Here is a 22,328-nt window from a genome sequence, read left to right as displayed (position 1 = left end):
GGCCATCGGCTGGCGCCGGTCTGCTGCGAAAGGCATGACTACTCGCCTTCCAATCCGGTGATCGGTTTGCTGGTTCCCCACTTGCGACAGCTCGGGCATTGCCAGTGAAGTTGAGCGACGCCTAATCCGCAGCGATGGCAGCGGTAGCGCGGACGCGTCTCAAGCAGTTTGTGGGTATGTTGCTTGAGTAGCAGAATCCGCTTACGTTCTTTGGCATCGGTCTCGGTGAGATAGAGGTCCATCAAGTAATCGAGGCCACGCAAGCTCGGTTGACGCTGGAGCTGGTCGCTGACAAACAGGGTGGCGGCCTCCGGCCCTTCATGATGGTATAGCGTCTCGGCCAGCATGATGATGACACTGGTGAAGGGCGCCTCCTGGATCTGTTGTTCCAGAAACGTCTGCAAGCCTTTCTCATCTTCGAGCATGAGAAAGGCTTGGCGGATTGGATCGAGAATGACCGGTAGAAAATCTCGATCCTGACCGGGAACGCGCTGCAGGATACGTATCATGGCCTTATAGTGACCATTTTCCTCTTCTAGCTCGGCGAGTAGGCAGTTGGCCCTTACGCACTGAGCGTCGATATTCAACGCTTGCTGCAAATGTTTTCGAGCCAAGGCCGGGCTAGCGCTGTGCCGATCCTGCTGGGCCATTTCACATAGCCAGTGAGCTGCCGCCCGTCGGATATCGGGGTCCTGTCGAACCAGTTGTGGCTGCGCGATATTGAGCGCGTCCTGCCATTCGCGTTCGCGTTCCAATAGATCGATCAGCAAGCGTTTGGCTGCCAGCGATAAATCGTTATCGCTGGTTTCCTTGATCATGGCGTGCAGGAGGCGCTCGGCCCGATCCAACAGGCCGAGATTGAGGAAGTCTCTTGATAGCTCAAGCTGGACGAGCCCGCTTTGCTGAGACGTCAGGGTGGGACGTGCAAGCAGGTTCTGATGAATCTTGACGGCGCGATCCGCCTCTCCGCGTGAACGGAACAGGTTGCCAAGGGCAATATGCGTCTCGATGGTATCGCTGTTGACCTCCAAGGCTTGAACAAAGGTCTCAATGGCACGATCGGGCTGTTCGTTCAGCAGGTGATTGAGACCCACGAAGTAATCTCGGGACAGGGCACGGTCATCCCGGGAGCGTTTTCGCTGGCTTCCATGTTCAACGCGGCCTAGCCACCATCCGATGGCGATCGCTGCCACCAGCAGGGCTAGCAGCAGAGGGTCAAGCATTTAGGAAACTTCCTTGTACTCCTGGATACGCAGGCGATCGAGCTCCTTGCGCTGCTGTTGATTATGCCGCTGGGCACGCGTGAGCAGAGTGCGCAGGCGAAGATACAGGCCGGTCATGGCCAGCATGCCCAACAGCACGCCGCAGGCCAGCGCGACGAGTAGCCAGAGCGAAAGCGAGGCCGGCGGCAGTTCCACCCATATCAGATTCAATGGCAACGCTTGTTGGTTGTTGACCGCAAACAAGATGCCGAACAATAAGACAACGATGAGAATAATGGCTAGCAAGACGCCTTTGAGCCAACGCATAGCAGCTTCCTTTCCTACTTTGAGTTACAGAGCATAGCGGTCGTATACTCGCGGCGAAACTTATAGAGGCGATTTCCTTCCCTGAGCGTCGTCGTCGGCTCCGTTGATGTCCCCCGCCAGATCAATCGCGCATATTGTCTGATATTACCATCCTAAGCTCCATCGACCCATGGCGAAGCATACGACCTAGGTCGGTGTTGGGCTAGGGCTATCACCGCCGGATAATCGCCGGCAGGGTTCAATAGCCTAGAGCACGGCTGGCGTTGACCTGTTCGCGAAGCTCTTTGCCCGGTTTGAAGTGCGGCACGTATTTGCCGTCAAGCTCGACTGGGTCGCCCGTCTTTGGGTTACGACCGACACGGGGTTCGCGAAAGTGCAGGGAAAAGCTGCCGAAGCCTCGAATCTCGACTCGCCCGCCATCAGCCAAGGCATCGGTAATATCATCGAGCATGATACGAACCGCCGCTTCGACTTCCTTGATTGACAGCTCGGGCTGCCGCATCGCTATTTGTTCGATCAGTTCGGATTTGGTCATCGATTTTCTCCATGCGCGGCTGCGCGCGTCACATATGACTTAAGCGCCGTTCCCGTGCGTTGTTATTTTCTTCAGCATACTGCTCAAGTTCAGATAAAACAACGCATTAGCCAAACTGTTCATAAAGCTGCAGTGGCGATAGTGAGGTTGCATGTCGTTGACTTAATGGCTCGGGTATACTCGTGGTCCATTCATCACGCAGTACTGCGAGGCGTTCGTGACCGAAGACGTCAATATCAAGCGGCTCTATTGGCATTCACGGCGGGGCATGTGGGAGCTGGACCTGTTGCTGGTCCCCTTTCTGGAGCATCGCTACCGGGATCTTTCAAAAGCCGATCAGGAACTTTATCGAGTCTTGATCGATAACGAAGACCAGGATCTCTTCGTCTGGCTGATGCGTCGGGAATGGCCCGAGGACAATGAGCTGCGCAGGATGGTAAAGATGATCGTCGAATATGCCGAAACCACTTCCAACGATCAGTATCGTACCCTCTAGGGTGGGAATGGCTCTGCAGGGCGCCGTCGCGGCAGGCGTCCTGAGTCTGCTCGCTTGGCTGGGACCGTGGTGGTTATTGCTTTCGTCATGCTTGACGGGGTTATGTCTTGCGGCTTGGGGCGGGCGGCCGCGGCGCTGGCGGCTACGCCAAGTTTGTAGTGGCACGGCGTGGCATTGGGAGCAGCAACTGCGTGAAGGTACCTGGCGTCGAGTGTCGTTAAGAGTCGTTCGCCTTGGCCCTGCATTGGTTGGCCTGGATATTGGCGGGCGTCGATATTGGCTATGGCCTGACAGCAGCTCGCGTACCGCTATGCGCCAGCTACGCCAAACGCTGAATTGGCCCCCCTCAGGGGCGGATGAGGGTACTTTGCCGTTCTGAGGGCAAGGGCCGATCGGCGGTCTGCCTGGCGCAGTCTCGGTTGAAATGCAATCCGCATGATTCGCGCCGCGCCAGCGCGGCGTCTACCGTTAGACTGGCTAGCCTGGCGGCGTGTCTTGCGGCGGCGAGTATGTGTGAGGGGGAATAGACTCTCCACCACGCGTCCAGGCGTTCGCCATGTTCTTCCAGCCGACGCTGGGCGTCTTTCAATCCCGCATCGCAACGCACGATTCCTACGCGGCTGCCCATTATTCTGCGTATGGCTTGTAGTATTCCTTCGATTTCCCGATCGGGAGCGTCGGGAGATTTTCCCAATACCGGCGTCATCACCGCAGCATTAGAGCGGGGACGCCTGGTACGCAATCGATCCGCCGCCGAGCGTGCGAACACCAGGCATTCCAGTAACGAGTTGCTGGCCATGCGATTGGCGCCATGTAACCCCGTGCAGGCCACTTCGCCGATGGCAGACAAACGGGGGACGTCGGTGCTGGCCTCTAGCAGGGTGGCGACGCCGCCACAGCTGTAGTGAGCCGCCGGTACCACCGGAATGGGATGTCGAGTCATGTCCAGCCCCCGAGCCAGACAGTGGGCATGAATGGTCGGGAAAAGCGCGACGATTTTATCGCTTGGCAGATGTGTAACATCGAGCAGGACGTATTCGAAGCCACGGTGTTGCATCTGCGCATCGATGGCTCTTGCGACGATGTCACGTGGGGCCAGTTCCGCTCGGGCATCATGATCCGGCATGAAGCGCTGACCGTCCGGGGTGCGTAGCAGTCCGCCTTCGCCGCGTACCGCTTCGCTGATCAAGAACGGCTCTCCCTGCACATCGTACAGGCAGGTGGGGTGAAATTGCTGAAATTCCAGATGTTTGAGTGTGGCTCCCGCCTCGGCTGCCATGGACATGCCGACGCCCAATCCCGGCGATGAGACCGTTGCATGTGGAAACAGCCCGCTGGCTCCGCCGGTGGCAAGAACCGTTTCGCGGGCAAAATGCTGGGTTACACCACCGTCCGGGCCTAGACATAACGCGCCTCGGCAATGGCCGGCTTCATCCTGTAGCAAGGTAAAAGCGGTTTGATTGTTGATGATGCGAATGGCGGAATGCTGATGCGCATGCATCATCAAGGTATCCATGACGGCTCTTCCCGTGGCATCCGCGGCATGAATGATACGTCGCTGGCTATGTCCGCCTTCACGTGTCAGGTGGAAGGGGAAAGCGGCATCGGGGTCAGGCGCCGGGGTAAAAGGCACACCCAGGGCAATCAGCCATTCAATGGCTTTCGGACCGTGCTCCACGGTCATGCGTACGGCCGGCTCGTCGCAAAGTCCGTCTCCCGCCACGAGCGTATCGCGGATATGAGCGTCAATGCTGTCCAACGGCGAAAGTACGGCTGCGATGCCTCCTTGAGCCCAGGGACTTGCTCCGCTCAACCCGGATGATGCGAAGAGTAGCGTCACGGGGCGTGAGTCAGCCAGCGACAAGGCCAACGTCAGGCCTGCGATGCCGCCACCGATGATCAGGACGTCATGATCGAGTCGATTCATCATTGCGGATTCCTGGTGGGTGCGCGGCTTCGGAGGATACGATCCGCTTTGCATCGCTAATCAAGGTGTGCTGCTTGGCGCGACGGCGCAGCCGGGCGCTAGGCAGGTGTCTCAGGCTACCCAGGATGTCTGCCATTTCCCATGTCAGGCGAGCGAGTTCGCGATTGAGCCATAGATATCCGCTTGGGCTGTACAAGGCCCGGCCCTTGTCGGAATAGACATTGCGCGCCTTTTCGGCATGACGCTGCAGGTCGAAGGCGACCACTGTTACCTCAATCTGCTGACCGGTGCGTACCTGGAACGCCAAGCTGCCCAGCGCTCGTGCGAGGCAATGCTGCTCTTCACGTAACCCCTCGAGTCCCATGATCAGGTCATGACCCGCCCGGGTTGTCCAGTGCGTTTCCAGCAGTAGCTCGATAGTGGAAAGCATCCGCCGCTCCAACGAGAGAATATCCTCGAGCTCGTCTCGGTGCAGACGTCTCTCGCTATGAATAGCGTCCACCATACTGCGCTGCTTGACCAGTTGGGTGGTCATGATCTTAAGCAGTTGCCGAGTATCGATATCATCACGCGTTCGAGCGCTGGTATGGATATGATAAAGCCGTGCAAGCTTGTCGAGGTTGTCTGCCAGCAGGAAACGCATCACGTCGGTGGCTTTCTGCGGTAGTACAAGCACCGTCACTAGCATGCCAACCGATGTGCCGATAAGTACGTCGAAAGCGCGCCAGAGCGCTATGGATAACTCGTGCTGCCCATCGCCGACGACCATGAGCAGGGTGATACCGAATATCAGTGCGCTGTAGGAATAGCGTGTTGCAAAGGTGGCATGGGTGGCTAACGCAATGCCGACAAGAGTCAATGCCGGTACCATGCTGGGATAGGGAAGGGGGGCAACGATAAGCAGTAAACCGCAGGCAGCGCCGAGGACGGTTCCGAGCAAACGCTGCCCGCCCTTGTCGAGCACGCCTCCGATATGCGGGAGATTGCCCATCACCATCAACGTGCTGACCAAGGCCCAACTTCCATGAGGGATGTCGAAAGCACGAATTATTGTGTAGGTGATGATCAGCGCGAGTGTGGAGCGCACCAGATGCATGCGATGCCGATGATAATAAATGTAGTAAGGGTCGCGTAAGCGAAGCCTCATCACCGGCGGTCCTCATGCTGCATGCTTGCGGCACACACTGTGTGTAGGGGCCGATAAACACACTGCACTTCAATATGGCGAAGAAGAAAAATGAGCAAGAATGATAGCCTGTCGAGACCTAGGGCTCCCGCTAATGGGAAGCGGAAGAAAACCTAAATGATGCCATCTGGCCTCGGAGATTGGCAAGGTCATTGAGCAAGTGTTGGGCGGTTCTGAGCGTCGTGCCTGTCCGTATCGTGCCAACGCTTGATAAGTTTTATTTGCACCGCATATACTTTTTAATTGCCCAGCTGCCCCTTGGCGCCGGGCATTCTATCCGACAGAGTAAAAAGACATTCAAGAATGATGAGAGGCGTTTTCCTGTACCATCTTCTTGTGTATGGCGAGAGGCTGCAGCATTGCGAGTATCGCCAGATAATCCCGAAGATTATCTTTTACAAGAATATAATAACAAGCATCTTCGTCGATGTTGACGTCAATAATATAGCGTATTCCTTTGAGGCTGGTTTTGATTTCGGCATCGATAGTGGAGTGTTCGGTGGTGCCATATACGCTATAGACATCCATTATAGAATCAATAAGCTTGTAACCGACCTTTTTTAGTGCCTCTTCTTCACTAAAAGAATTAATGTCAAACTCAACAAGATCGTCAAGTTCCTCATGTCGCTTTATGAGCTCACCTTCGTTGTAAAGGTAAATCCCTCTGCCTAAAATATCATGTCTAATCATTTTATAGCCTTGTTATTGCTTTGCATTTCCCCAGCAAGTAAGGATACGTGAGATAGGTAGGCAGTGGTCAACTTGTTCTGGAAGAGAAAAACACCTCGCCCTATTGAGCGTCTGATTAACTGTATGAGTTACAATGATTTTTTAGAAAAATGGTTTTATTTTCCAAAAAGTAATGCTTTGGTTCTAATTCTTTTGGAGGCCAGCGGACCGGCCGGTGCTGTAAGTCTGTTGCGTGGCTAAGATATAATTTAATTCAAGAAATGCTGATAAAGTAAAAATGCTAATACCAGAAAACATCGCTGAAAGGAAATTATGGCTTGTCTGAAAAGTCGGCAAGCGTTGGTTGGGTGCGGCAAAAAATTAGTGAAACAGCGAGTTTGCCGGACTAAGCGAGTACCTTATTCCGTTCTTGGCATGGTATGGATGAGTCTAGACTCTTTCCGAATCCCGCTGGTCGAGCATATGGCCTAATGCTTTCGCCGCCTGTTCTTGGCGTGGGACTTTTAGCGGTTCGTAGTCTTTTACAGCGCATACGGGGCAGGGAGGACGATTGGGCGGTGGAGTTTCGATGAATACTTCTGTGCCACACACGCGACAGCGGTGAAGTCCCTTTTTCTGTTTCAGTGCTGACATGTGTGGCCGGCTCCCTTGATGTTCCATCATCAGATCAACGCTAAGAATAGTAGTATTTCCGTGTCAACGGGAGACTATATACTTAATATATGGTGTCGATTTGTTAGTAATTGTACTTGGTGTAAGCATAGCGCCAGTGGGGAAGGGGGCGAAAGCGCAGATGTGGACCGAGCGATATTCATTCTACAAATCTTAACAACACGAGGGATGAGGGCGAAGATGAATGGGGGAGGCAAGAAGGCGTGTGGTGCCCGGAGTCGGACTTGAACCGGCACGGAGTCAACCTCCGAGGGATTTTAAATTGCTGTAAGGTGAATGTGTGAGCATTGGTGCCCACCGTAGCCTGAGCTTCTAGGCGAGCAGTGCTGAGCAATGCCTTTGATGCGCCCAGTTCAGCTCCTGTGCGACGTGTTACCGCTTGGGCAGCTGTAGCTTCGGCCTTTGCATCCGCAATGTTGGCAGCGATTTTCTTGATAGTGGAGGCGGTGGACTCGGCGAGGGAGCCTACAAGACGAGCACCAAGGATCGCCGCAACGCCAATCGCAACGTCTCTAAGAGCACTGAGGCCGTCAGCCATTGTCTACTGTGACGGCGAACTCCTTACCTTGCTCGGTAGTGTCGAACGTATCCCCATTCCGTTCCACACGGTAATGACGCGGTGGTATAGTCGGTGGCCGTTCTCAGCCCACCAAGAAGCCCGGCGTCGCCACCCTGAAGGCATCTCTGCGATGGCCGAACCAAGAGATTTAAAGCCCTTGCAAGTCATCGGACATTACTGCGGCAGCTTCTTTGGCGGCGCCCTCTGCCGGCATCCAGCGCATCGTTGGTGCGGTTGATGGTGTTCCAGGAATCAGTGGAGCCGCTTGCGCGATAAGCGATGCGAACGCGATTCGCCTCAGCCATGGTTACTACCTCGTGTGGGTTTAGACATAAAAAAACCCGCACAATGGCGGGTTAATAGTGATTAGCCTTAATCCAAGCCAGGCAGATGGCGCTTGCGTTGGCAGTTGACAATAGTGATTGGCGGTTTGATGACGGTAGCGCTGGATTACTTCCCTAGCTTGGGATGAATAGAAAAGCCGCCATTGCGGCGGCCGATTTATCCAGCAGCGATTAGGCTAGTGTTTCGGTCCCGGTGACACGATTACGGACATAGTCACCGTTATTTGACTTGAAAGTGCAGTCCCCCTCGACAGAACAGTCAATCATAGCCCCTAGGCGGGAAGACGACGAAAAATTAACGTTACCTTGTACAAAGCAGTCGCGCAGTTTGACGCCCCTGGCTCCCGCGCCGACAAGTTGAACATCCACACTGGATAACTTTGAATCGGACACATTGAACGATCCGGATCCATATCTAACCGATAGGGCGCCCATTTCTACGCCGCGCACAGAATGAACACCCTTCCATGAGGTGAGCTTTATGTCGCCAACTTGCGTATCGCTAACGACTAGGCGTCCTGTTTTTCCGTCCGCCCCTGTGGCGTCAATGCTCCCAAACTTGCGACCACCAGTTACCGTTACGCGGCCATAGCCGTTTTGAACCAGTGCATTACGGAACCTGTCCAAGGCACAGTTTGTGAATGTGACGTCGGCGCCGTTGTTCTCCAGGAAGTCCCGCGTTTCCCATTCTTCCGAGCGGCGAATTTCTCCATGCACGTCGACAAACATTATCCCTATACCTTTGTCGACTCTGACATAAGGGGAGCATCGGTTACTTTCTATTTGGCAGGCAGTGAAGCGAAGCATGTTGCATGCATCGCCCGCCACAGTGGTGAATAGGTTAATCGCCGGATGTGTTGTCTCGCTGTTCTGGCTGGAATCACCAACATTCCGGCCACTGCTCTGTATATTGCACTCTTGGAAATTGCCATCCTGGCATTTATCAATTGCGAGCGCGCTGCCGTTGAAGCCCTCGATGTTAACGTTACGGAACAGAGGGTATGCGCACTCCTTGAGGAAGAAGGCACCATTCTCGAATCCCATTCCTTGAAGGTGGATATTTTCGACAATGATTCCCCAGGAAAAGCCGCCGTCCCGGTTGTATTCGAACATATAAGTGTCTGGATCCTGATTAGCTCCGGAATTGCGGATAATGCATTCGATCTGGTTTTCACCTCGAATGATTCCGCACCAGCCGCCAGGAATAACCAGTGGTGGTGTGATGGTATAATAACCGCGAGGTACTACCACCGCCTTGCCAGTATCAATAGCTGCCTGAAAAGCGGCTGCCCAATCGTCACCGCCATTGTGAAATTCCGTTACGTTAACGCTGCCTAAAGTTGCCATTTTATGCTCCGATAGTTGGTCCGGCGTGAGTGCCGGCTCTGATGCCACTTAGAGTTTCTAATATATTACTTTCTGATCCGTAGCCGTGACTGAGGAATATGAAATGCAAACTGCGTCACAACGAAGAAACCCAGCGCTTGGCTGGGCTAGGAAAATCATGGCCTACGGATTGGCTTGTCAGTCAGCCACTTAAGGCACGCTGACGTTGACTTGGCAGTAGCCGCTGGACGGCCCGATGTGAGTCATCGAGGCTGCTTGGGTATCTTGGTAATAGTTCAAATGCTCGGCGAGCGAAGAGGCTATGCGGTACGCCTCAATACTCGACGGAAGGATTTCTGCGGTTATGACTGATGGCGGTTTGACGAAGGCCTGCATCAAGAGCAAGTTAGTATGCTGTGGGCGCGGCGCCAGTGGATGCAGTGAATAAGCTGCCTGGAACGATGGTAGAGTGAACCCATGGGGCGCCGGTATTCTGAGCGCTTAAAACCTCGCTGGCTTCCGGTATTTTATTGTAGGCGACAGGCGGCCCATCCCAAGCCACCACTCGTCGACGCGTGTGCGGCTGTCTGATCTCTGAATGTCATTTCCGTACTTCTCCAAGGTCGAGTTGAAGGCGACCTGCTCCTGTATCGCTTCCTGAACTGGGGTTTTCTGGCGCACCTGTTGTGTGATGCTGCTGCTGGCATTCTTCTCACTGTATCCCGCTCGTACGGCCGCTTGGGTGCCGTTTAGACCAATCAGATACTCAGCACGAATATCGCTTGTTGCTCATTGAGGCCATGGCTCACAGTTATGGAGCTGGACCGCTTCGATTCTTCGCCGCGCTCTCTGAGCTAACCAACCCACAGCCTCTAGGGTTGGCAACCTAACTTTAATCGAGGAGGACCCAGAAGGGCCCGAGCCTTTCGAATATGGTGCTTCAAAGCTAAGATCACCACAGCGTCGGAAGATGTAGAACCATGGTCTTTATAGACAGAAATAACTCAAGCTGCTAACTAGTTTTTATTTGAATGTTGTTGCGTAGTAGATAGGGGGCGTATTCAGCTTGTTTACGAAGTAAAAGACCCTTAGGTCCTCCAAGTACTTCTTCGCGAACTCTCAACGGCGTCGACATCCAGCGCATGACATAAGTATCTGCCTCTAAAGGCGGCGCCCCGCCAAGGCAGGGCGCCATTCAAATTACAACAAGAAGTAAGATGCGATGATAACAATGAACAGTACCAGCGAGACGATTTCGAGAAGCCCAGTGAACCGGCCATTGCTCCGCGGAAAAGAGTATACAATAGTCAGTAACCTATCGATTAGGTACATGACCAGCGACCAAATCTCTCGCATATCTATCCCCCTGCAGTGTCCACTAGGGTCCCATCAGCGCGATTGTCAGTGCAGACTTCCAGTTCAGCCGGGTCCCATCAGCGCGATTGTCAGTGCAGACTTCCAGTTCAGCCGGGTTGCGTTAGCACATAGAGTGTAACGGAAGCCTTGGTTAACTTTCATAAGGTCTTGGATCGCCGTCTTTGTCGTGCTTGCCAATGCTCGAAAGCTAGCTTGCGGGAACCAGAAGTTCAGCAATGCATCTGCCACCACCATACCTTGCGAGCATTCGTAGATCTCGTCAATGACCTGATCTACGATGTCGGCTACTTCTTCGTTGACTTGATCAGGCGTGGATCCAACGGTACCGCCGAATATTGCCTGGATGATTTCATGATAGTCATTATGTTCTTCAACTGTGAGCGCCATTTTCTGACTCCAGATTGGTTTTGGCACTCTTGGCGCTAAGGAAGGGTAATCTCTCGACTTTGAAAGAATTACTGTTTTGCAACGTGAGCATTTCACTTTCAGCAAGGTGTACTCATCGACTCGCAGAAGAAGCTTGTTGCAGTTACTGCAGCGGATGTCGTGCATTGTCTGTCCTTGTCAGATACGCTAGGCTTCCCCGGCTCTCGTGAGAGTGGGAGACTTTGGCTGGCAGGCATAGGCTGCTGGTTGGTGACTGACATCAGTGCAGCAACCCTGATGTCAGTCGCCTCCCTTTCGTTTCCTTCGAAGTCACATCAATCCGCTCGCACTCATGAATGCGCACCCAGATGGCCCGATCGTAGCCGGTGGACGATTCAGGCCGCGTCCAGTGCAAGCGTCATCCGTAGCTGATCACCCCAATGCTCCATGTGCGCCTCCAAAGGCAGCTTGGTCCAGCGATGATTGGCCAGTTCACGCACCGCCATGCTGCCGCGCTCATTCTGATCATCAAGCGCCTTGCACGCTGCATCGAACTGTTGCTGAGCGTTAAGCTCCCTATGTATAAATGCATCAATGTGTAGGTCGCACCAGATCGCAAAGTCATCATCCAGCCAACGAGCAAAGGCAACAGCGAGTTTTGAATGAAGCCGTGTTCCAGGACTGTCGCCACCCCTCATGGTTCGCGCTAACCCAAAGTCCGATTTCGGACATTGCTCTTGCCGAGCGCTCTAGCTAGAGTAGCAATGTGTTTTTTGGTGCTGGGCAGTTCGAGCCACTTAGCAGGGCGCTTACCAAAGCGTCTGGAAATATCAGTGGCATTGATCTAGCCATTAGTGCTGAATTGGACCGCTCTGCCTTGGTAGTCGAAAGGGAAGATGTTACTCATGGTGCTTCCCTTCTGGTGCTGGACCATGTCCATCGGGTTAAAGCGGCCACAGAGTAAGCACCACCGCTTGCCCCATGACTCATACCGGAAGGCTCTGTGCATCTAGCGGCGGTGCATGCCGCTCACGAAAAAGCCCCATCGAATGGCGGGGCTTGGAAAAGGGGCCGCACGACCTTTCTCGTGCGGTTGGTCACTGCTTGGCGTCTCTCGACGGCGGGCCTTGATAGATAGCCAACTGGATTCACCTCCTGGCTACCGCTGGGTTTCACTTATCCTCGTCATCCATCTGACGCAGGATCTCGGCTATTCCTACCCGGTCTGCATTGGCCCTACGCCTTAACGCCTCATAGTCAGCGAGCAGGTCGAGGACATCGCGGTTCGTGTCGATGTCGGCCTGGGGCGCGGGCAAGGGGGAGAGCAGATAGCCCGGCACGTCAGGCGTCAGGATCATCGTCTTCGGAGAGCTTGCGCACCCAGTCATGAACAGCGCTAGGAACAGGCTCAGCACTCCAGTCGCGTGTCGGCTCATCGTCTCGCTCCAGTGTGTCGAGGCTATCCAGCTTATTGATGATGGTCTGCTGGCTGCGGGTTAGCTGGGCATCACGTTCTGTTAGGGCGCGGCTGAGTGCTGAGGCTTGCGCCTGCTGCCATGCCAGTGCGCTTTGCAAGGTATCGGCCCGCTGCGTAGCGGTATCGCGCTCTGCCTTGTAGCGCTTGGCGACTGTGTGCTGATATACGCCGAAGGCGAGCAGAGCAGCCAATAGCCAGGGCAGAACGTTGCCAAATATGCGTTTGATTATTTGCCAAACCATTTGCCAAACACCTTATCCATGAGCCCTTCGGCCCGTTCGCGCAGCCACTCCACGCCCAGGAAAGCAATGCCCGCTCCAATGGCAACGGCCAGGTCCGGACTTATGCCCGCGTAATCGAGGACTGGCTTTAGCGCCAGAGTGAGACAACCGCAGAGCAGCGCCTCGAGGAATGATTTTAATGGCTTGCCACCTGAGTGCAGCGACCTGACTAGCGCGACCACGAACGCTAGGGTAGCTGCGTAAACATGAGGCCAGATGCTAGCCAATACGCCTATCAGCGCCTGCCAGTTGCTCGGGTCACGTGATGGCATAAGAAGTCTCGTTTGTGGGGTCATACGCACCTCTATGTGCGCTGCGTACCTAATCGGGAAGAATGAGCCGCGAGTTCTCCGCTCGCTGGCCCTCGATAAGCATTGCCTGCACCTTGGTGCTGGCTTCGTCTTTGGTGACCCGTCCGTCATCGTTGACGTCAAGCCCGGCGTTCTGTCGATAAGCGATGCCACCCGAGAACAAGATGCTTCCACGGGGCTCGCCAACGTACTTGGGCAAGAGGATCGCCATGTACATATCGCTGAGCGTGAAGATGCGGCAGTAGTAGGGCGTGAAGTAGTCCTGCACGTAGTCGAGCTGGCGAATAGCGGTCATGCCGGCCAGGTCATCAGTGGTAGTGCCCAGGCCACGAGCGGTAGTAGGCATGAACTGAATCAGGCCTGTTGCTCCGCTGCCCGCGGTATTGCGTACCGATGGGCTGAACGTGCGCCCTGACTCGAACGCGATGCACGCCATCAAGTAGCCGGCATGATCGAGCGACCAACCGAAGTGGTCGCACATCTCCACGACTCGCTTAGCGAACTGATCATTGACACGGGCAGCCCATGCCAGCCGTACAGGTTGCGGCGTATACGCAGCCGGCCCCTGCTGAGGAACCTCAGAGAGAAATTGCATGGGCTACCTCGGGGAAATAAAAGGTCACAAGGGATAGCGACAAGCGCCAGGTGACGCGAGGAATAGGTGGCCCAAACGCGAAAAGGCCCGCCGATGTGGCGAGCCTTTAATGTATCGTGGCTGTTTAGCGTAAAAACCGGACAACTTAGAAATAATATAGCGCATCGGGGCTTAGAAAACAACACTTGTTGCTCGATAAATCTATATCCCGCAATTATGCGCTCAAACAGCTATACGCTGGCGACGGATCATGCTTCTAATAACGTCACTAATAGGCTCGAGCGCATCCGCTTCCATGGCATCGATGCACGCCTGGATAACGCTCCATACTGGCTGCCAATCCTGATGCCACTTGCGAGTGGTAATGCTCATGCCATACCGGTTCGCCATCACCGCTCCGATACGCTCAGGCTGCCACGCTGGACGCTCGCCGCTCAGGTTCTCCCGACGTTCGAGTAAGGCAATACGGATCAGATAAGGAACGCGCATTTTCTTGCGCTCGCGCCACGCCCGGCCATCCTCCCAGTTAGGGATCAAGATCACGACGCGATCCATCAGTGCATCAACAGCGTTATCGATCCATACGTTACTATGCTCGGTATCTGCATTGCAGATCACATGCCCGACAGCCGCAGCAGCGGGCTCCTCACGCTCCATAAGCTGAATGCGGGTAAATATGCGGGCGTACTCCGCTTTACGCTCCAGAGACGTCATGGCGCCATATCCACCGCCTGCCATCTCTTCATCCCAAGGGCCAGGGGCGCAGCGGACAGAGGAGTCAGTGGCCATGGCCCAAGCGATTTTCGGATTTGATGCAATCATGCTTTCACCTCTTCTGCGTGCTGTTCCGCTGCTTTCTGCGCTGCGGCCTTGCTCTTGAAGTAGCTCTGTTCATTCCCCAGGCCCAACCCAAAGCCCATGGCGAACTTGAACGTACTGGAGGCGCCTTGCTTGGGCATTGCATGGATCTTTTCGAGGATCACGAGGGAAGGACATAGACCGCGCAGCATGTTTGTCAGCTCGTGGCCGTCAACTTCCTTGCCGGTGAGAGGCATGAGGCGCGCATCTGTTTGCCCTGTCGGAGCGGTACCTGCAATACCACCAGACTGGCCCGGGTCGATTCCTACGATCATCGCTTCGATTCCTTCCGCTGATAATCCGTGCAGACGACGGCCGTAGCCATGTCACTGAGACGCTTCGCTGCCGGCGATGGGGTTATACTTGATGACTGCGGAAGGGTTCAGCCGACATCTCTCAGCATGCTTCTGCTCGATCAGTTCGTCGCTATCGATGCGGAGGAGGCAATCTGCCGTATAGCAATCACAGCCGCACTCATCTGGACATTGCTGATTTACGAGATTCCCAGTGACCAGCCAGACCTTGTCGTCTCCAAATATGTCAACTTCATCCCCGGTAGTGGAACTTATTGCTGAAGAAGCACTTCCCAGGTAGCACTCGACGGAAACGGTCACGCCGATGTTTTGCGGATCGGCCGCGTCTCCTGCCACGATTGCCAAACATCCAGACTCGATAGGTTTCATGCCTTCCTCCCCAGCCATTCTCGGCCATTATCCGTGATCGCCAGAACCTGCTTGCTGTACTTCTCGTTGGTTCGCCAACGCGCTCGACTAGCCCGCGACTGATCAGCTCCAGTACACGAGGGCAGATGACGTTGATCGTGTACGGAGTGAGATCAACCAGGCGCTGGCGAGTGACCCATCCGATAGCGGCGATGATCGCGAGGCTCTTTCGCTGCTGAACGGCAGCAATGCCCGAGCTGCATGCTGTCTTGAGTGCTGCAGATGAAGTATTCATGCCAATCCCCTCAGCGCCGTAGCCAGCATCAGCACGGCAAAGATCGTGATAGACACGCGGGCCAGTACGTTGCGGATCATGCGGACCTCCGCTGGCGCTCTTGCTCTTCGGCTTGAGCCAGGAGTTCCTTGCGGCGCTCCTCGATCTGGTGCGCATGCTCTTCCTCAGCACTACGCTTTCCCTCATCCATACCGTTCAGCAAGTCGCGCAAGTAGCGGATGTTCTTCTGGCGCTTCTTCGTTTCCTCGGGTGTATCGGCAGTGTCTTCATCGAAACCGACTGGCGCGGGCAGCAGGTGCTCAACCTTGGGTGCCGGGAGTAGCCCCTTGCTAACGGCCTGCTGGATGGCTTCTTGGCGGCGCTCGGGGCTGTAGCCCAGGGATACCTGCCATTCCGGCTGGCGCTGCTCAGTCTTGACTTCTTCAACCTTGCGCTCGTAGGCAGAGATGAATGCCATGCGGGCTCCGACCTTGTCGCCCAGGTCGAGGATCGGTTGGGCGATACCCATCGCCTCGGCGGTCTCTTTGGTCCATACGACCGTCTCGTATTCGTCCAGAGAGGTCAGGGCCAGCGCCCAAGCTTCGTTAGGCGAGAGGAATGCATTGGCGCTAGGGATACGCTCAAGGATCGCGGCCAGCGTCAGGCGATCAGTGAGCTCAGAACGGCAGCGGGCAAGCGCCTTCTTGACCTCCTGCGCAGAGTGGTTGCGCAGGTCGCGGATCATCAGGCTTGCAGCACCCGGTTTGATCTCGCTACCCAGCAACTCAGCAGTGGCGTAGAGCTGTTCCAGCAACTGCTCGGCGTCTTGTTTTGTAAGCGGCATGGATCAATCCTTCCAGGTTGTGTTCAGCAGCGCCTTGGCTTCGTCAGCAGCGCTCATGTTGGCTTGCGTGCCGTCCAGCTGACGGGCGCGTGTTGCGGTCATCTGGCGGCCAGTGACCCATTGCGTGTAGATCGATTCGCAGTCGGCTAGGAGGGTGCCGACGCAGTGCCCCTTGGTGACGTAGAACTGCGTGTTTAGGCTCAGGTAGTACGAGGCGACGCCGGGTGCGTTATCAGCGCCAACCCGGTCGACCAGTTGGGAGAATTGACCGGCAACCTTGGCATTCCAAAGCGGGTATGCGCCGTAGCGACGCTCATAGGTCACGGCGTAGTTGACCCAAGCCTTGTAAGTCTTCTTGCTCGGATTCTTCGGCCCAGGCAGGTCGTCAGGGATATGGCAACGCGGCTGTTCAGCAGGGCGAAAAGCAACCACATTTGACGGTGCGGCCTGCGCGTCAGCGCCAGCTGCCAACGGTTCATTGACAGGTTCACTGACAGATTCAAAAGAGTGACAGGTTATGGGGTCAGCGGTTGACCGGGAGGGTAGGTCAGCGGCTGATACACCACGGTCAGCGGCTGATACATCAGATGACAGCGGTTGACCCCGATCAGCGGCTGACCCCTTAGACTTGCCGGGGCGCTTGGGCTTGCTGCGCCCCAGCTTTTGGCCTTCATCAAGTGTTAATTTATAGGCATTGCTGCTCTGGTATCCGGGGCGCTTACGCTCCTGGATTACTAGGTAGCCCGCATCTGCCAGAGCCTTGATGTGGCCCTTTACGGTGCTGCGACCCATTTCGCACTGGTCAGCGATATGCTGGTAAGAAGGGAAGCATTCGCCCTGATCGTTGGCGTTGTCGGCCAGCTTGAGCAAAACCAGCTTACGGCTGGCGTTGCCTACCTGAAGGCTGAATGCCTTGGCCATAAGAAGCATGCTCATCTCAAGACTCCAACGCCGCACTGAGCAACGGTATTGCGTGGTCGAATAAACGAGGTGGCATTTGCGAGGAGAGGTAATCCATAATCTTCACCATTCGTTGTGTTGTTGAAGCCCCGCTCCTGGTCGCCAAACCTGCGGGCTTTTTCATGCCTGCTTACCTACCGCTTGCAGACGAGGCTTACGCTTAGCTTCGAGCTGCGCCTTTTAGCTGAGCCGTTGCCGCTTCGATGTGGCGGAACTGCTCGTCCCAGTTGTGCCGCTTCTTCTTCGTCGATCTCGTCGTCAGCAATGGCCTGATGAATCAGGGTTGCTAGGCGTCCGCCTTCCGCTTGCTTGTCCAGCACTGCACCGAAAATGTCTTCGCGCTCTACCGTTTCGGCTTTCACGCGATCTACCGCAACCATCCCCAGGTGATCGAGAAAGGGCTGGATTATCCGTTCCTGGCTAGCGCGATCTACGCCCCAGAAGATGCTGACCATGTCCACGTAACGCAGAGGCATGGCGTCGTTGTCGTCGAGACGGCGGTACAGATCGGAGGCTTTGAATTTCCCGGCTGTAAGGACCTCGGCTCGCATAGCGATGACAGGAGACATCCCATGTTTGCCGCGAACCCAGTTGGAAACCGCACTTTGATTGATCTGCAGCGCTTCGGCAGCCTTGGCTTGAGCGCCGAAATACGAGACAAGGTGCTCGGAAACGTTGCCATGATGATGTCCTGTATGCGCATTCTCATATAATATATTATGAGAAAACTCCTTTGCAAGATTATGAGTCAACGCATAATAATGAGCGCATGGAATTCAAAGACCGCTTCAAGAGCGCCAGGAAGCATGCCAAGCTCAGCCAAGTAGAACTGGCCAAGCGCGCGGGCGTAGATCAAACTACTATTTCTAACCTGGAGCGCGGCAAGCACCGGGGGACGAGCCATGCCATTGCTATCGCCGCAGCGCTCGGTGTGAACCCTCGTTGGCTGGCTACAGGGCAGGGTGAGATGTTTGAAGGAAGCGGGGCATCCCAGGGTGATGAGCTGATATTTCATAAAACGGAGTTAGTCGAAGGCCATACTCCGCTGGCTCCTGATGAAATTGAGTTACCATGTTTTCGTGAAGTCGAGTTCGCGGCCGGTGATGGGCGGACTCAAGTCATTGAAAATTATGGCCATAGCATGCGGTTTAGCCTCTCTCGATTATCCAGGGCCGGCGTTCAGCCCGATCAAGGCGCTTGTGCCACAATAGCCGGCACCTCGATGGAGCCTACAATCCGCGATGGCTCGCCAATTGCTATCGATAAGGGCTGCAAGAACATCATCGATGGGAAGATCTACGCCATTGATCACGGTGGCATGCTGCGCGTAAAGCGCGTCTATCGCCTGCCGCTCAATCGGATACGCCTTGTTAGTGACAATGCCGCCGAGTACCCCGAAGAGGTCCATGCGCTAGGCCACGAAGACAGCCCGCACATCATCGGGCGCGTGTTCTGGTGGGAGGTGTTTGACTGATGGCAAGATACATTCCCTCGCTGGAACGGCCTTCCTTTGGGGGCTGCGCCAAATGATTCCCGATGGAAGAAACCCCTCTCCGGACATCTTTGATGTCACGGGCTATGAGCTGGCAGCGTACATACGCGAGAAGTGCCCCAACCTATCCTGCCCCGCGTGCGGCAGCACGGAGTTTCCCTTGGTAGGGGCTGACTCTGGAGAAGGCGCGGCGCACCTTGTTGGGCATCCCATGTTGGCCCCTAGGAAGAGCTCCGCCCATGCGGTATGCATGGCCTTTTGCGAGTCATGCGGCTACGGTTGGCAATTCTGGGCGAACCGCATCCATAACTGGACGCTTGAACAACGGGCGCGGGCAGGCAACAATGAAGGATAATGTAGTTCACTTCACTGGCCCTGATCGCCAGCCACCCGGAGGTGGTACCGGAGATGGGGGAGAGCCGCCAATGCAATACTTGGAGCCGCGCATCCTTAAGCTTGAGTCCGACATGAGCGACATCAAAGTGTCCCTGGCCAAGATTGAAGGGCGCTTGGAAAAGATCGATGACAAGCTGAATAATTGCCTCACAAAAGGCCAGCTGGCTGTCTATGCCCTGTTATGTGTGCTGGGCATACTTGGAGCTGGTTGGTGGATCGTTCAGCAGTACCTTTCACCCATCCTGACCTCGCTTAACACGCAGTAATCTCTTACTAATTCCAAGAACCCGCCCATCGAGGCGGGTTTTTTGTCCCTAAATTTTCTTTTCCTCTCAGCGAGATATGAGAAATCGGGTAGTTTTTAGGAGAAATATATGAGTATTCGAATTGACTGACTCTATGAGTATACGCATAATCATCTGCATGGAAGCACGCAGTACGGCCAAGGAAGGCCGCCGCTCTTTACCAATTTGGATTCCTTCCTCGGGACATAGAGGCGACTACCGGCAAGTGCCGAGTAGGCGAGCACATCGAGCCCTAGCGGGAACGCCAGGACATGCCGAGAGGCTAGCCCCTGGCGCAGGCTCAAGAGGCGGGTAGAGCCCGCTGAGAGCTGGCAGAAAGCGATGCCGCGATGTGGTGAAACGAATTCTGCGCCTTGATTTGAAATGTCTCAAAAATGCAAGAGCCCTATTCAGGGTGCATTTCGCTGTATCACAACCGGTGGCATCCATGCCAACGCCAACCGATTCCACTTGACCCCTACGAACCAACAATCGGGAGTGACCCACAATGGCACCATCAATCGGCTATATCGACTTTTCCACATACAACCCAGATCCTGACGATTGCACCGTGCAATTCCGCCAGGCGCTGCACGATGCGCAGAACGCTGGCAAGGGTTTAAACCTTGGTTCGGGCGTTTACACGTTGGCCAGTGACTCCATCATGTCTATCGCGGGCAAGGACGTCGTGATTGTCGGCACGCCAGGCCTTTGCGTCGTGCAGTGCAGCAACAACAGCGCCAAGAGTTCCGGTGGCGACCAAGGCTTGAGTGCCAAGACTCCATTCATGCTGATGATGCAGGAAGATGATTATTCCTCTCTGGATCTGACCCTTTACATTTCGGGAATTCACTTCAAGAACCTGGACACATCTCAACCTACCCGCTGCCTGCATGGCTATGGCTGCATGCGCCAGTGCGTCGTGTCTTATTGCACCTTTGAAGGCTTCACCGCTGCCGGCGCCTTTGGCCGCAGCATCACCACGGAAGGCGTGCATCCAGGATCCGACGCGCAGACGTCCATCGCTGCCGCCATCCTTTATGGTAATCGCGTCGAGTCCGACACGCGCACCACTGGCCAGTGCCCGAAGGCGTTTCACATCCATCACGCAACCAGCAGCTTGGTGCAAGGCAATTCGCTCCTCGGCAATGGCGAAGGCTACGTATACCGCGTGAACGGCGGCGGCTATGATGTCATCCCGGTGCCTGGGCGCGGATCTTGCAATGCTCGATTTACCGGCAACTACGTGAAGACGCAGCAAGCTGGCAGGGAGTACTGTCAGATTGCGAAGACGACCAATATCGTCATTGCCGACAACACGGCGGATGCCACCGAAGGCGACCGGCCACACAATTTCTTTGACCTTTTCAACTGCATGAACGTGTCATACACGGGCAATACGGTCTACGGCGGCGGACTGCTTTTTCATGGCCACGGTGATCTGAACAATGGTAATTACCCGGGCAACCTGATCGGCCCTCACTCACTGACGATCACCGGTAATACTATGGTCAACCCGACGCATTACGCCGTTATCAACCTGGGCGGCGATGGCAACGTAGATGGTAACCGGGCCTTCCATGCCGCCACTATCAGCGGCAATACCGTGTATACCACGGACGACTACAATGATGAGCAGGGATGCGATTTTATCTATTGCTTCCTCTGCAATGACATTACGCTGACCAATAACACTATCTGCGGCATCAAGGGCTTCCTGCGGACGTTCTGGTCAAAGTCGTTACTGGTAGACGGCAACATCATCCGGGATGTCCCGCTGTTGATCCGCAACACTGACGGTGGCACGTTTGAGGGCGAGATCCACGTCGGCACCAATCTACTGCAGGGCACATCGGGTGACCAATCCAAGCTATCCGGATCCTTGACCACGCAGATGGCAGGCGGCGATAGCGCGGAACGGCTAGAAGCCAAGACGGGATACATGGCCGCCCCATCCGTGACATTGGATGCCAACCTGTCCGGCGAACTATCCGGCTACATGGTGACGGTTGGACTGGCGTCCTACCCGGGGAGCCAGAAGCAAGCGGTCTACTTTGTCACCCGATCCGCTGATACGGACTACATTATCCCGATGACAGCCGCCATCGCTGACGTATCCGTGATCATCAATGACGGCAATGACATCGCTGTCAGCTACACCGGAAGCGGGAATCGCACGCTCAAGGCAAGCGCCACACGCATGATGTGATCCAGCCAGGCAAAGAGGCCCGCCACTGGCGGGCTTTTTTGCATCTGAATCTTGGGTATCGCTCCAAGATTTGGCGCGACCCGCTGCGAAGGCGGTCTAGCGCCCTGACTAAAGTCGGAGAATATTTGGCTATCAGGGTGGCGGTTGAGAAGGTTGGGAGTGCCTAGCTGTACCGCAAGGGGAGCCGTCACCCATGATGCATGATGGAGAACGATTCAGCGATGAGCGCATGGAGCGAATGATTGACGACGACCCCGATCGCTCCGACTGGGAGCCAACCAGGCCGGATGGCGAGGGCTGGTTCCTGATAGCGATTGGCGATACCGAAGATGCTGGGCCAATCGCATGGTTTGCAAGACCGCTTACGCCGCCTAGTGCGGTTTTTGTGTCCAGGAGGCAGTCATGACACGACCGACAGCACCAGCCGATGCCGAGCTGATCGCGGCGCAAGAGCAAGCTTTGAAGCGTGAGCAGGCAGCACAGGAGAGAGCAGGCGTGCTGCAAAGCAAGCAGAAGAAAAAGAAAACCATCAGGCGGTGATCGCATCTCGCCCCTACAACCCGGCAGCGGTCAAGACAGCAGAGGGCGCCCGCAACGCCCAGAGAGCGGCGGCATTTCATGCCCGTTGGCGTGGGCAAAAGCGAGCGATGCTGCGGCGTGGTGAAACGAATCCCGCGC

General features: G+C 55.3%; 26 protein-coding genes. 5 read left to right on the top strand and 21 right to left on the bottom strand.

All coding sequences use genetic code 11. The features are described 5' to 3' along the window. Positions 1-38: 38 nt before the first annotated feature. The 3 genes from lapB to ACW4DH_RS01555 all read right to left on the bottom strand — a co-directional run bounded on the left by lapB (position 39) and on the right by ACW4DH_RS01555 (position 2,064). The gene (gene lapB / locus ACW4DH_RS01565; RefSeq protein WP_459634589.1) at positions 39-1,223 is read right to left on the bottom strand and encodes a lipopolysaccharide assembly protein LapB; all 1,185 of its coding nucleotides are present in this window, start codon (positions 1,221-1,223) and stop codon (positions 39-41) included. After that, positions 1,224-1,529, bottom strand: a complete 306-nt coding sequence (locus tag ACW4DH_RS01560; protein WP_459634588.1) for a lipopolysaccharide assembly protein LapA domain-containing protein — start codon at positions 1,527-1,529, stop codon at positions 1,224-1,226. A 238-nt stretch (positions 1,530-1,767) separates the two neighbouring features. Then, on the bottom strand, positions 1,768-2,064 hold the full coding sequence (locus ACW4DH_RS01555; protein ID WP_459634587.1) for an integration host factor subunit beta: 297 nt from the start codon (positions 2,062-2,064) through the stop codon (positions 1,768-1,770). A 217-nt stretch (positions 2,065-2,281) separates the two neighbouring features. On the opposite strand from ACW4DH_RS01555, the gene ACW4DH_RS01550 reads away from it, so the two are divergent. Continuing rightward, positions 2,282-2,560 carry an FAD assembly factor SdhE gene (locus ACW4DH_RS01550; protein ID WP_459634586.1) on the top strand — a complete coding sequence of 93 codons (279 nt, stop codon included), beginning with the start codon at positions 2,282-2,284 and terminating at the stop codon, positions 2,558-2,560. A gap of 346 nt (positions 2,561-2,906) precedes the next feature. On the opposite strand, the gene nadB is transcribed toward ACW4DH_RS01550, so the two are convergent. From nadB to ACW4DH_RS01460, 18 genes are all read right to left on the bottom strand, one after another. Beyond that, positions 2,907-4,487: an L-aspartate oxidase gene (nadB, locus tag ACW4DH_RS01545; protein ID WP_459634922.1), complete on the bottom strand. Its 1,581-nt coding sequence runs from the start codon at positions 4,485-4,487 to the stop codon at positions 2,907-2,909. Next, the gene (locus tag ACW4DH_RS01540; protein ID WP_459634585.1) at positions 4,468-5,634 is read right to left on the bottom strand and encodes an FUSC family protein; all 1,167 of its coding nucleotides are present in this window, start codon (positions 5,632-5,634) and stop codon (positions 4,468-4,470) included. Before ACW4DH_RS01540 ends, nadB begins: the two co-directional genes overlap by 20 nt. Positions 5,635-5,970: 336 nt before the next feature. Beyond that, positions 5,971-6,363, bottom strand: a complete 393-nt coding sequence (locus ACW4DH_RS01535; RefSeq protein WP_459634584.1) for a hypothetical protein — start codon at positions 6,361-6,363, stop codon at positions 5,971-5,973. Positions 6,364-8,109: 1,746 nt separating this feature from the next. Next, entirely contained in the window at positions 8,110-9,285 is a 1,176-nt protein-coding gene (locus ACW4DH_RS01530) for a hypothetical protein (RefSeq protein ID WP_459634583.1), read from the bottom strand. Positions 9,286-9,765: 480 nt separating this feature from the next. Continuing rightward, positions 9,766-10,023 carry a terminase small subunit gene (locus tag ACW4DH_RS01525; protein WP_459634921.1) on the bottom strand — a complete coding sequence of 86 codons (258 nt, stop codon included), beginning with the start codon at positions 10,021-10,023 and terminating at the stop codon, positions 9,766-9,768. A 660-nt stretch (positions 10,024-10,683) separates the two neighbouring features. Continuing rightward, a complete protein-coding gene (locus tag ACW4DH_RS01520) occupies positions 10,684-11,193 on the bottom strand; it encodes a hypothetical protein (protein ID WP_459634582.1) in 510 nt (169 codons plus the stop codon). A gap of 209 nt (positions 11,194-11,402) precedes the next feature. Next, on the bottom strand, positions 11,403-11,705 hold the full coding sequence (locus ACW4DH_RS01515) for a hypothetical protein (RefSeq protein ID WP_459634581.1): 303 nt from the start codon (positions 11,703-11,705) through the stop codon (positions 11,403-11,405). An 8-nt stretch (positions 11,706-11,713) separates the two neighbouring features. Beyond that, the gene (locus ACW4DH_RS01510) at positions 11,714-11,836 is read right to left on the bottom strand and encodes a hypothetical protein (protein WP_459634920.1); all 123 of its coding nucleotides are present in this window, start codon (positions 11,834-11,836) and stop codon (positions 11,714-11,716) included. Between the two features lie 343 nt (positions 11,837-12,179). Continuing rightward, positions 12,180-12,365: a hypothetical protein gene (locus ACW4DH_RS01505; RefSeq protein ID WP_459634580.1), complete on the bottom strand. Its 186-nt coding sequence runs from the start codon at positions 12,363-12,365 to the stop codon at positions 12,180-12,182. Beyond that, positions 12,349-12,726, bottom strand: a complete 378-nt coding sequence (locus ACW4DH_RS01500) for a hypothetical protein (RefSeq protein WP_459634579.1) — start codon at positions 12,724-12,726, stop codon at positions 12,349-12,351. The genes ACW4DH_RS01505 and ACW4DH_RS01500 overlap by 17 nt, the downstream gene beginning before the upstream one ends. Then, complete coding sequence (locus tag ACW4DH_RS01495) at positions 12,711-13,037, bottom strand: phage holin, lambda family (RefSeq protein ID WP_459634578.1); 327 nt, start codon at positions 13,035-13,037, stop codon at positions 12,711-12,713. Before ACW4DH_RS01495 ends, ACW4DH_RS01500 begins: the two co-directional genes overlap by 16 nt. Positions 13,038-13,086: 49 nt before the next feature. Further along, entirely contained in the window at positions 13,087-13,671 is a 585-nt protein-coding gene (locus ACW4DH_RS01490) for a hypothetical protein (RefSeq protein WP_459634577.1), read from the bottom strand. 222 nt (positions 13,672-13,893) lie between these two features. Then, complete coding sequence (locus tag ACW4DH_RS01485) at positions 13,894-14,493, bottom strand: hypothetical protein (protein WP_459634576.1); 600 nt, start codon at positions 14,491-14,493, stop codon at positions 13,894-13,896. Continuing rightward, positions 14,490-14,804, bottom strand: coding sequence for a RuvC family protein (locus tag ACW4DH_RS01480; protein WP_459634575.1), 315 nt, complete (start codon positions 14,802-14,804; stop codon positions 14,490-14,492). Before ACW4DH_RS01480 ends, ACW4DH_RS01485 begins: the two co-directional genes overlap by 4 nt. 51 nt (positions 14,805-14,855) lie before the next feature. Continuing rightward, entirely contained in the window at positions 14,856-15,212 is a 357-nt protein-coding gene (locus ACW4DH_RS01475) for a hypothetical protein (RefSeq protein ID WP_459634574.1), read from the bottom strand. A gap of 350 nt (positions 15,213-15,562) precedes the next feature. Then, a complete protein-coding gene (locus tag ACW4DH_RS01470) occupies positions 15,563-16,309 on the bottom strand; it encodes a hypothetical protein (protein ID WP_459634573.1) in 747 nt (248 codons plus the stop codon). Between the two features lie 3 nt (positions 16,310-16,312). Continuing rightward, entirely contained in the window at positions 16,313-17,245 is a 933-nt protein-coding gene (locus ACW4DH_RS01465; protein ID WP_459634572.1) for a helix-turn-helix domain-containing protein, read from the bottom strand. A gap of 158 nt (positions 17,246-17,403) precedes the next feature. After that, positions 17,404-18,021 carry a Cro/CI family transcriptional regulator gene (locus ACW4DH_RS01460; protein WP_459634571.1) on the bottom strand — a complete coding sequence of 206 codons (618 nt, stop codon included), beginning with the start codon at positions 18,019-18,021 and terminating at the stop codon, positions 17,404-17,406. Here ACW4DH_RS01460 and ACW4DH_RS01455 point away from each other — a divergent pair. The 4 genes from ACW4DH_RS01455 (at position 18,003) to ACW4DH_RS01440 (ending at position 22,190) form a co-directional block, all read left to right on the top strand. Beyond that, positions 18,003-18,743 (top strand): XRE family transcriptional regulator, encoded by a 741-nt coding sequence (locus tag ACW4DH_RS01455; RefSeq protein WP_459634570.1) that lies wholly within the window; start codon positions 18,003-18,005, stop codon positions 18,741-18,743. The genes ACW4DH_RS01460 and ACW4DH_RS01455 overlap by 19 nt on opposite strands. 443 nt (positions 18,744-19,186) lie before the next feature. Further along, on the top strand, positions 19,187-19,423 hold the full coding sequence (locus ACW4DH_RS01450; protein ID WP_459634569.1) for a hypothetical protein: 237 nt from the start codon (positions 19,187-19,189) through the stop codon (positions 19,421-19,423). A gap of 526 nt (positions 19,424-19,949) precedes the next feature. Then, on the top strand, positions 19,950-21,650 hold the full coding sequence (locus ACW4DH_RS01445) for a hypothetical protein (RefSeq protein ID WP_459634568.1): 1,701 nt from the start codon (positions 19,950-19,952) through the stop codon (positions 21,648-21,650). Positions 21,651-22,052: 402 nt separating this feature from the next. Beyond that, a complete protein-coding gene (locus ACW4DH_RS01440) occupies positions 22,053-22,190 on the top strand; it encodes a hypothetical protein (RefSeq protein ID WP_459634567.1) in 138 nt (45 codons plus the stop codon). Positions 22,191-22,328 lie beyond the last annotated feature (138 nt).

The sequence above is a fragment of the Halomonas sp. WWR20 genome, assembly GCF_054602495.1.
The sequence above is the reverse complement of the archived record's forward strand: the minus strand, read 5'-3'. Positions and strand labels throughout refer to the sequence as shown.

Coding starts and splice junctions, on each gene's coding strand:
- ACW4DH_RS01465 (WP_459634572.1), bottom strand. CDS start 17,245: ATGAGCATGCTTCTTATGGCCAAGGCATTCAGCCTTCAGGTAGGCAAC.
- ACW4DH_RS01445 (WP_459634568.1), top strand. CDS start 19,950: ATGGCACCATCAATCGGCTATATCGACTTTTCCACATACAACCCAGAT.
- ACW4DH_RS01440 (WP_459634567.1), top strand. CDS start 22,053: ATGACACGACCGACAGCACCAGCCGATGCCGAGCTGATCGCGGCGCAA.
- ACW4DH_RS01515 (WP_459634581.1), bottom strand. CDS start 11,705: ATGAGGGGTGGCGACAGTCCTGGAACACGGCTTCATTCAAAACTCGCT.
- ACW4DH_RS01470 (WP_459634573.1), bottom strand. CDS start 16,309: ATGCCGCTTACAAAACAAGACGCCGAGCAGTTGCTGGAACAGCTCTAC.
- ACW4DH_RS01485 (WP_459634576.1), bottom strand. CDS start 14,493: ATGATTGCATCAAATCCGAAAATCGCTTGGGCCATGGCCACTGACTCC.
- ACW4DH_RS01530 (WP_459634583.1), bottom strand. CDS start 9,285: ATGGCAACTTTAGGCAGCGTTAACGTAACGGAATTTCACAATGGCGGT.
- ACW4DH_RS01500 (WP_459634579.1), bottom strand. CDS start 12,726: ATGGTTTGGCAAATAATCAAACGCATATTTGGCAACGTTCTGCCCTGG.
- nadB (WP_459634922.1), bottom strand. CDS start 4,487: ATGAATCGACTCGATCATGACGTCCTGATCATCGGTGGCGGCATCGCA.
- ACW4DH_RS01490 (WP_459634577.1), bottom strand. CDS start 13,671: ATGCAATTTCTCTCTGAGGTTCCTCAGCAGGGGCCGGCTGCGTATACG.
- ACW4DH_RS01540 (WP_459634585.1), bottom strand. CDS start 5,634: ATGAGGCTTCGCTTACGCGACCCTTACTACATTTATTATCATCGGCAT.
- ACW4DH_RS01520 (WP_459634582.1), bottom strand. CDS start 11,193: ATGCACGACATCCGCTGCAGTAACTGCAACAAGCTTCTTCTGCGAGTC.
- ACW4DH_RS01555 (WP_459634587.1), bottom strand. CDS start 2,064: ATGACCAAATCCGAACTGATCGAACAAATAGCGATGCGGCAGCCCGAG.
- ACW4DH_RS01505 (WP_459634580.1), bottom strand. CDS start 12,365: ATGATCCTGACGCCTGACGTGCCGGGCTATCTGCTCTCCCCCTTGCCC.
- lapB (WP_459634589.1), bottom strand. CDS start 1,223: ATGCTTGACCCTCTGCTGCTAGCCCTGCTGGTGGCAGCGATCGCCATC.
- ACW4DH_RS01535 (WP_459634584.1), bottom strand. CDS start 6,363: ATGATTAGACATGATATTTTAGGCAGAGGGATTTACCTTTACAACGAA.
- ACW4DH_RS01560 (WP_459634588.1), bottom strand. CDS start 1,529: ATGCGTTGGCTCAAAGGCGTCTTGCTAGCCATTATTCTCATCGTTGTC.
- ACW4DH_RS01475 (WP_459634574.1), bottom strand. CDS start 15,212: ATGAAACCTATCGAGTCTGGATGTTTGGCAATCGTGGCAGGAGACGCG.
- ACW4DH_RS01495 (WP_459634578.1), bottom strand. CDS start 13,037: ATGCCATCACGTGACCCGAGCAACTGGCAGGCGCTGATAGGCGTATTG.
- ACW4DH_RS01450 (WP_459634569.1), top strand. CDS start 19,187: ATGCAATACTTGGAGCCGCGCATCCTTAAGCTTGAGTCCGACATGAGC.
- ACW4DH_RS01480 (WP_459634575.1), bottom strand. CDS start 14,804: ATGATCGTAGGAATCGACCCGGGCCAGTCTGGTGGTATTGCAGGTACC.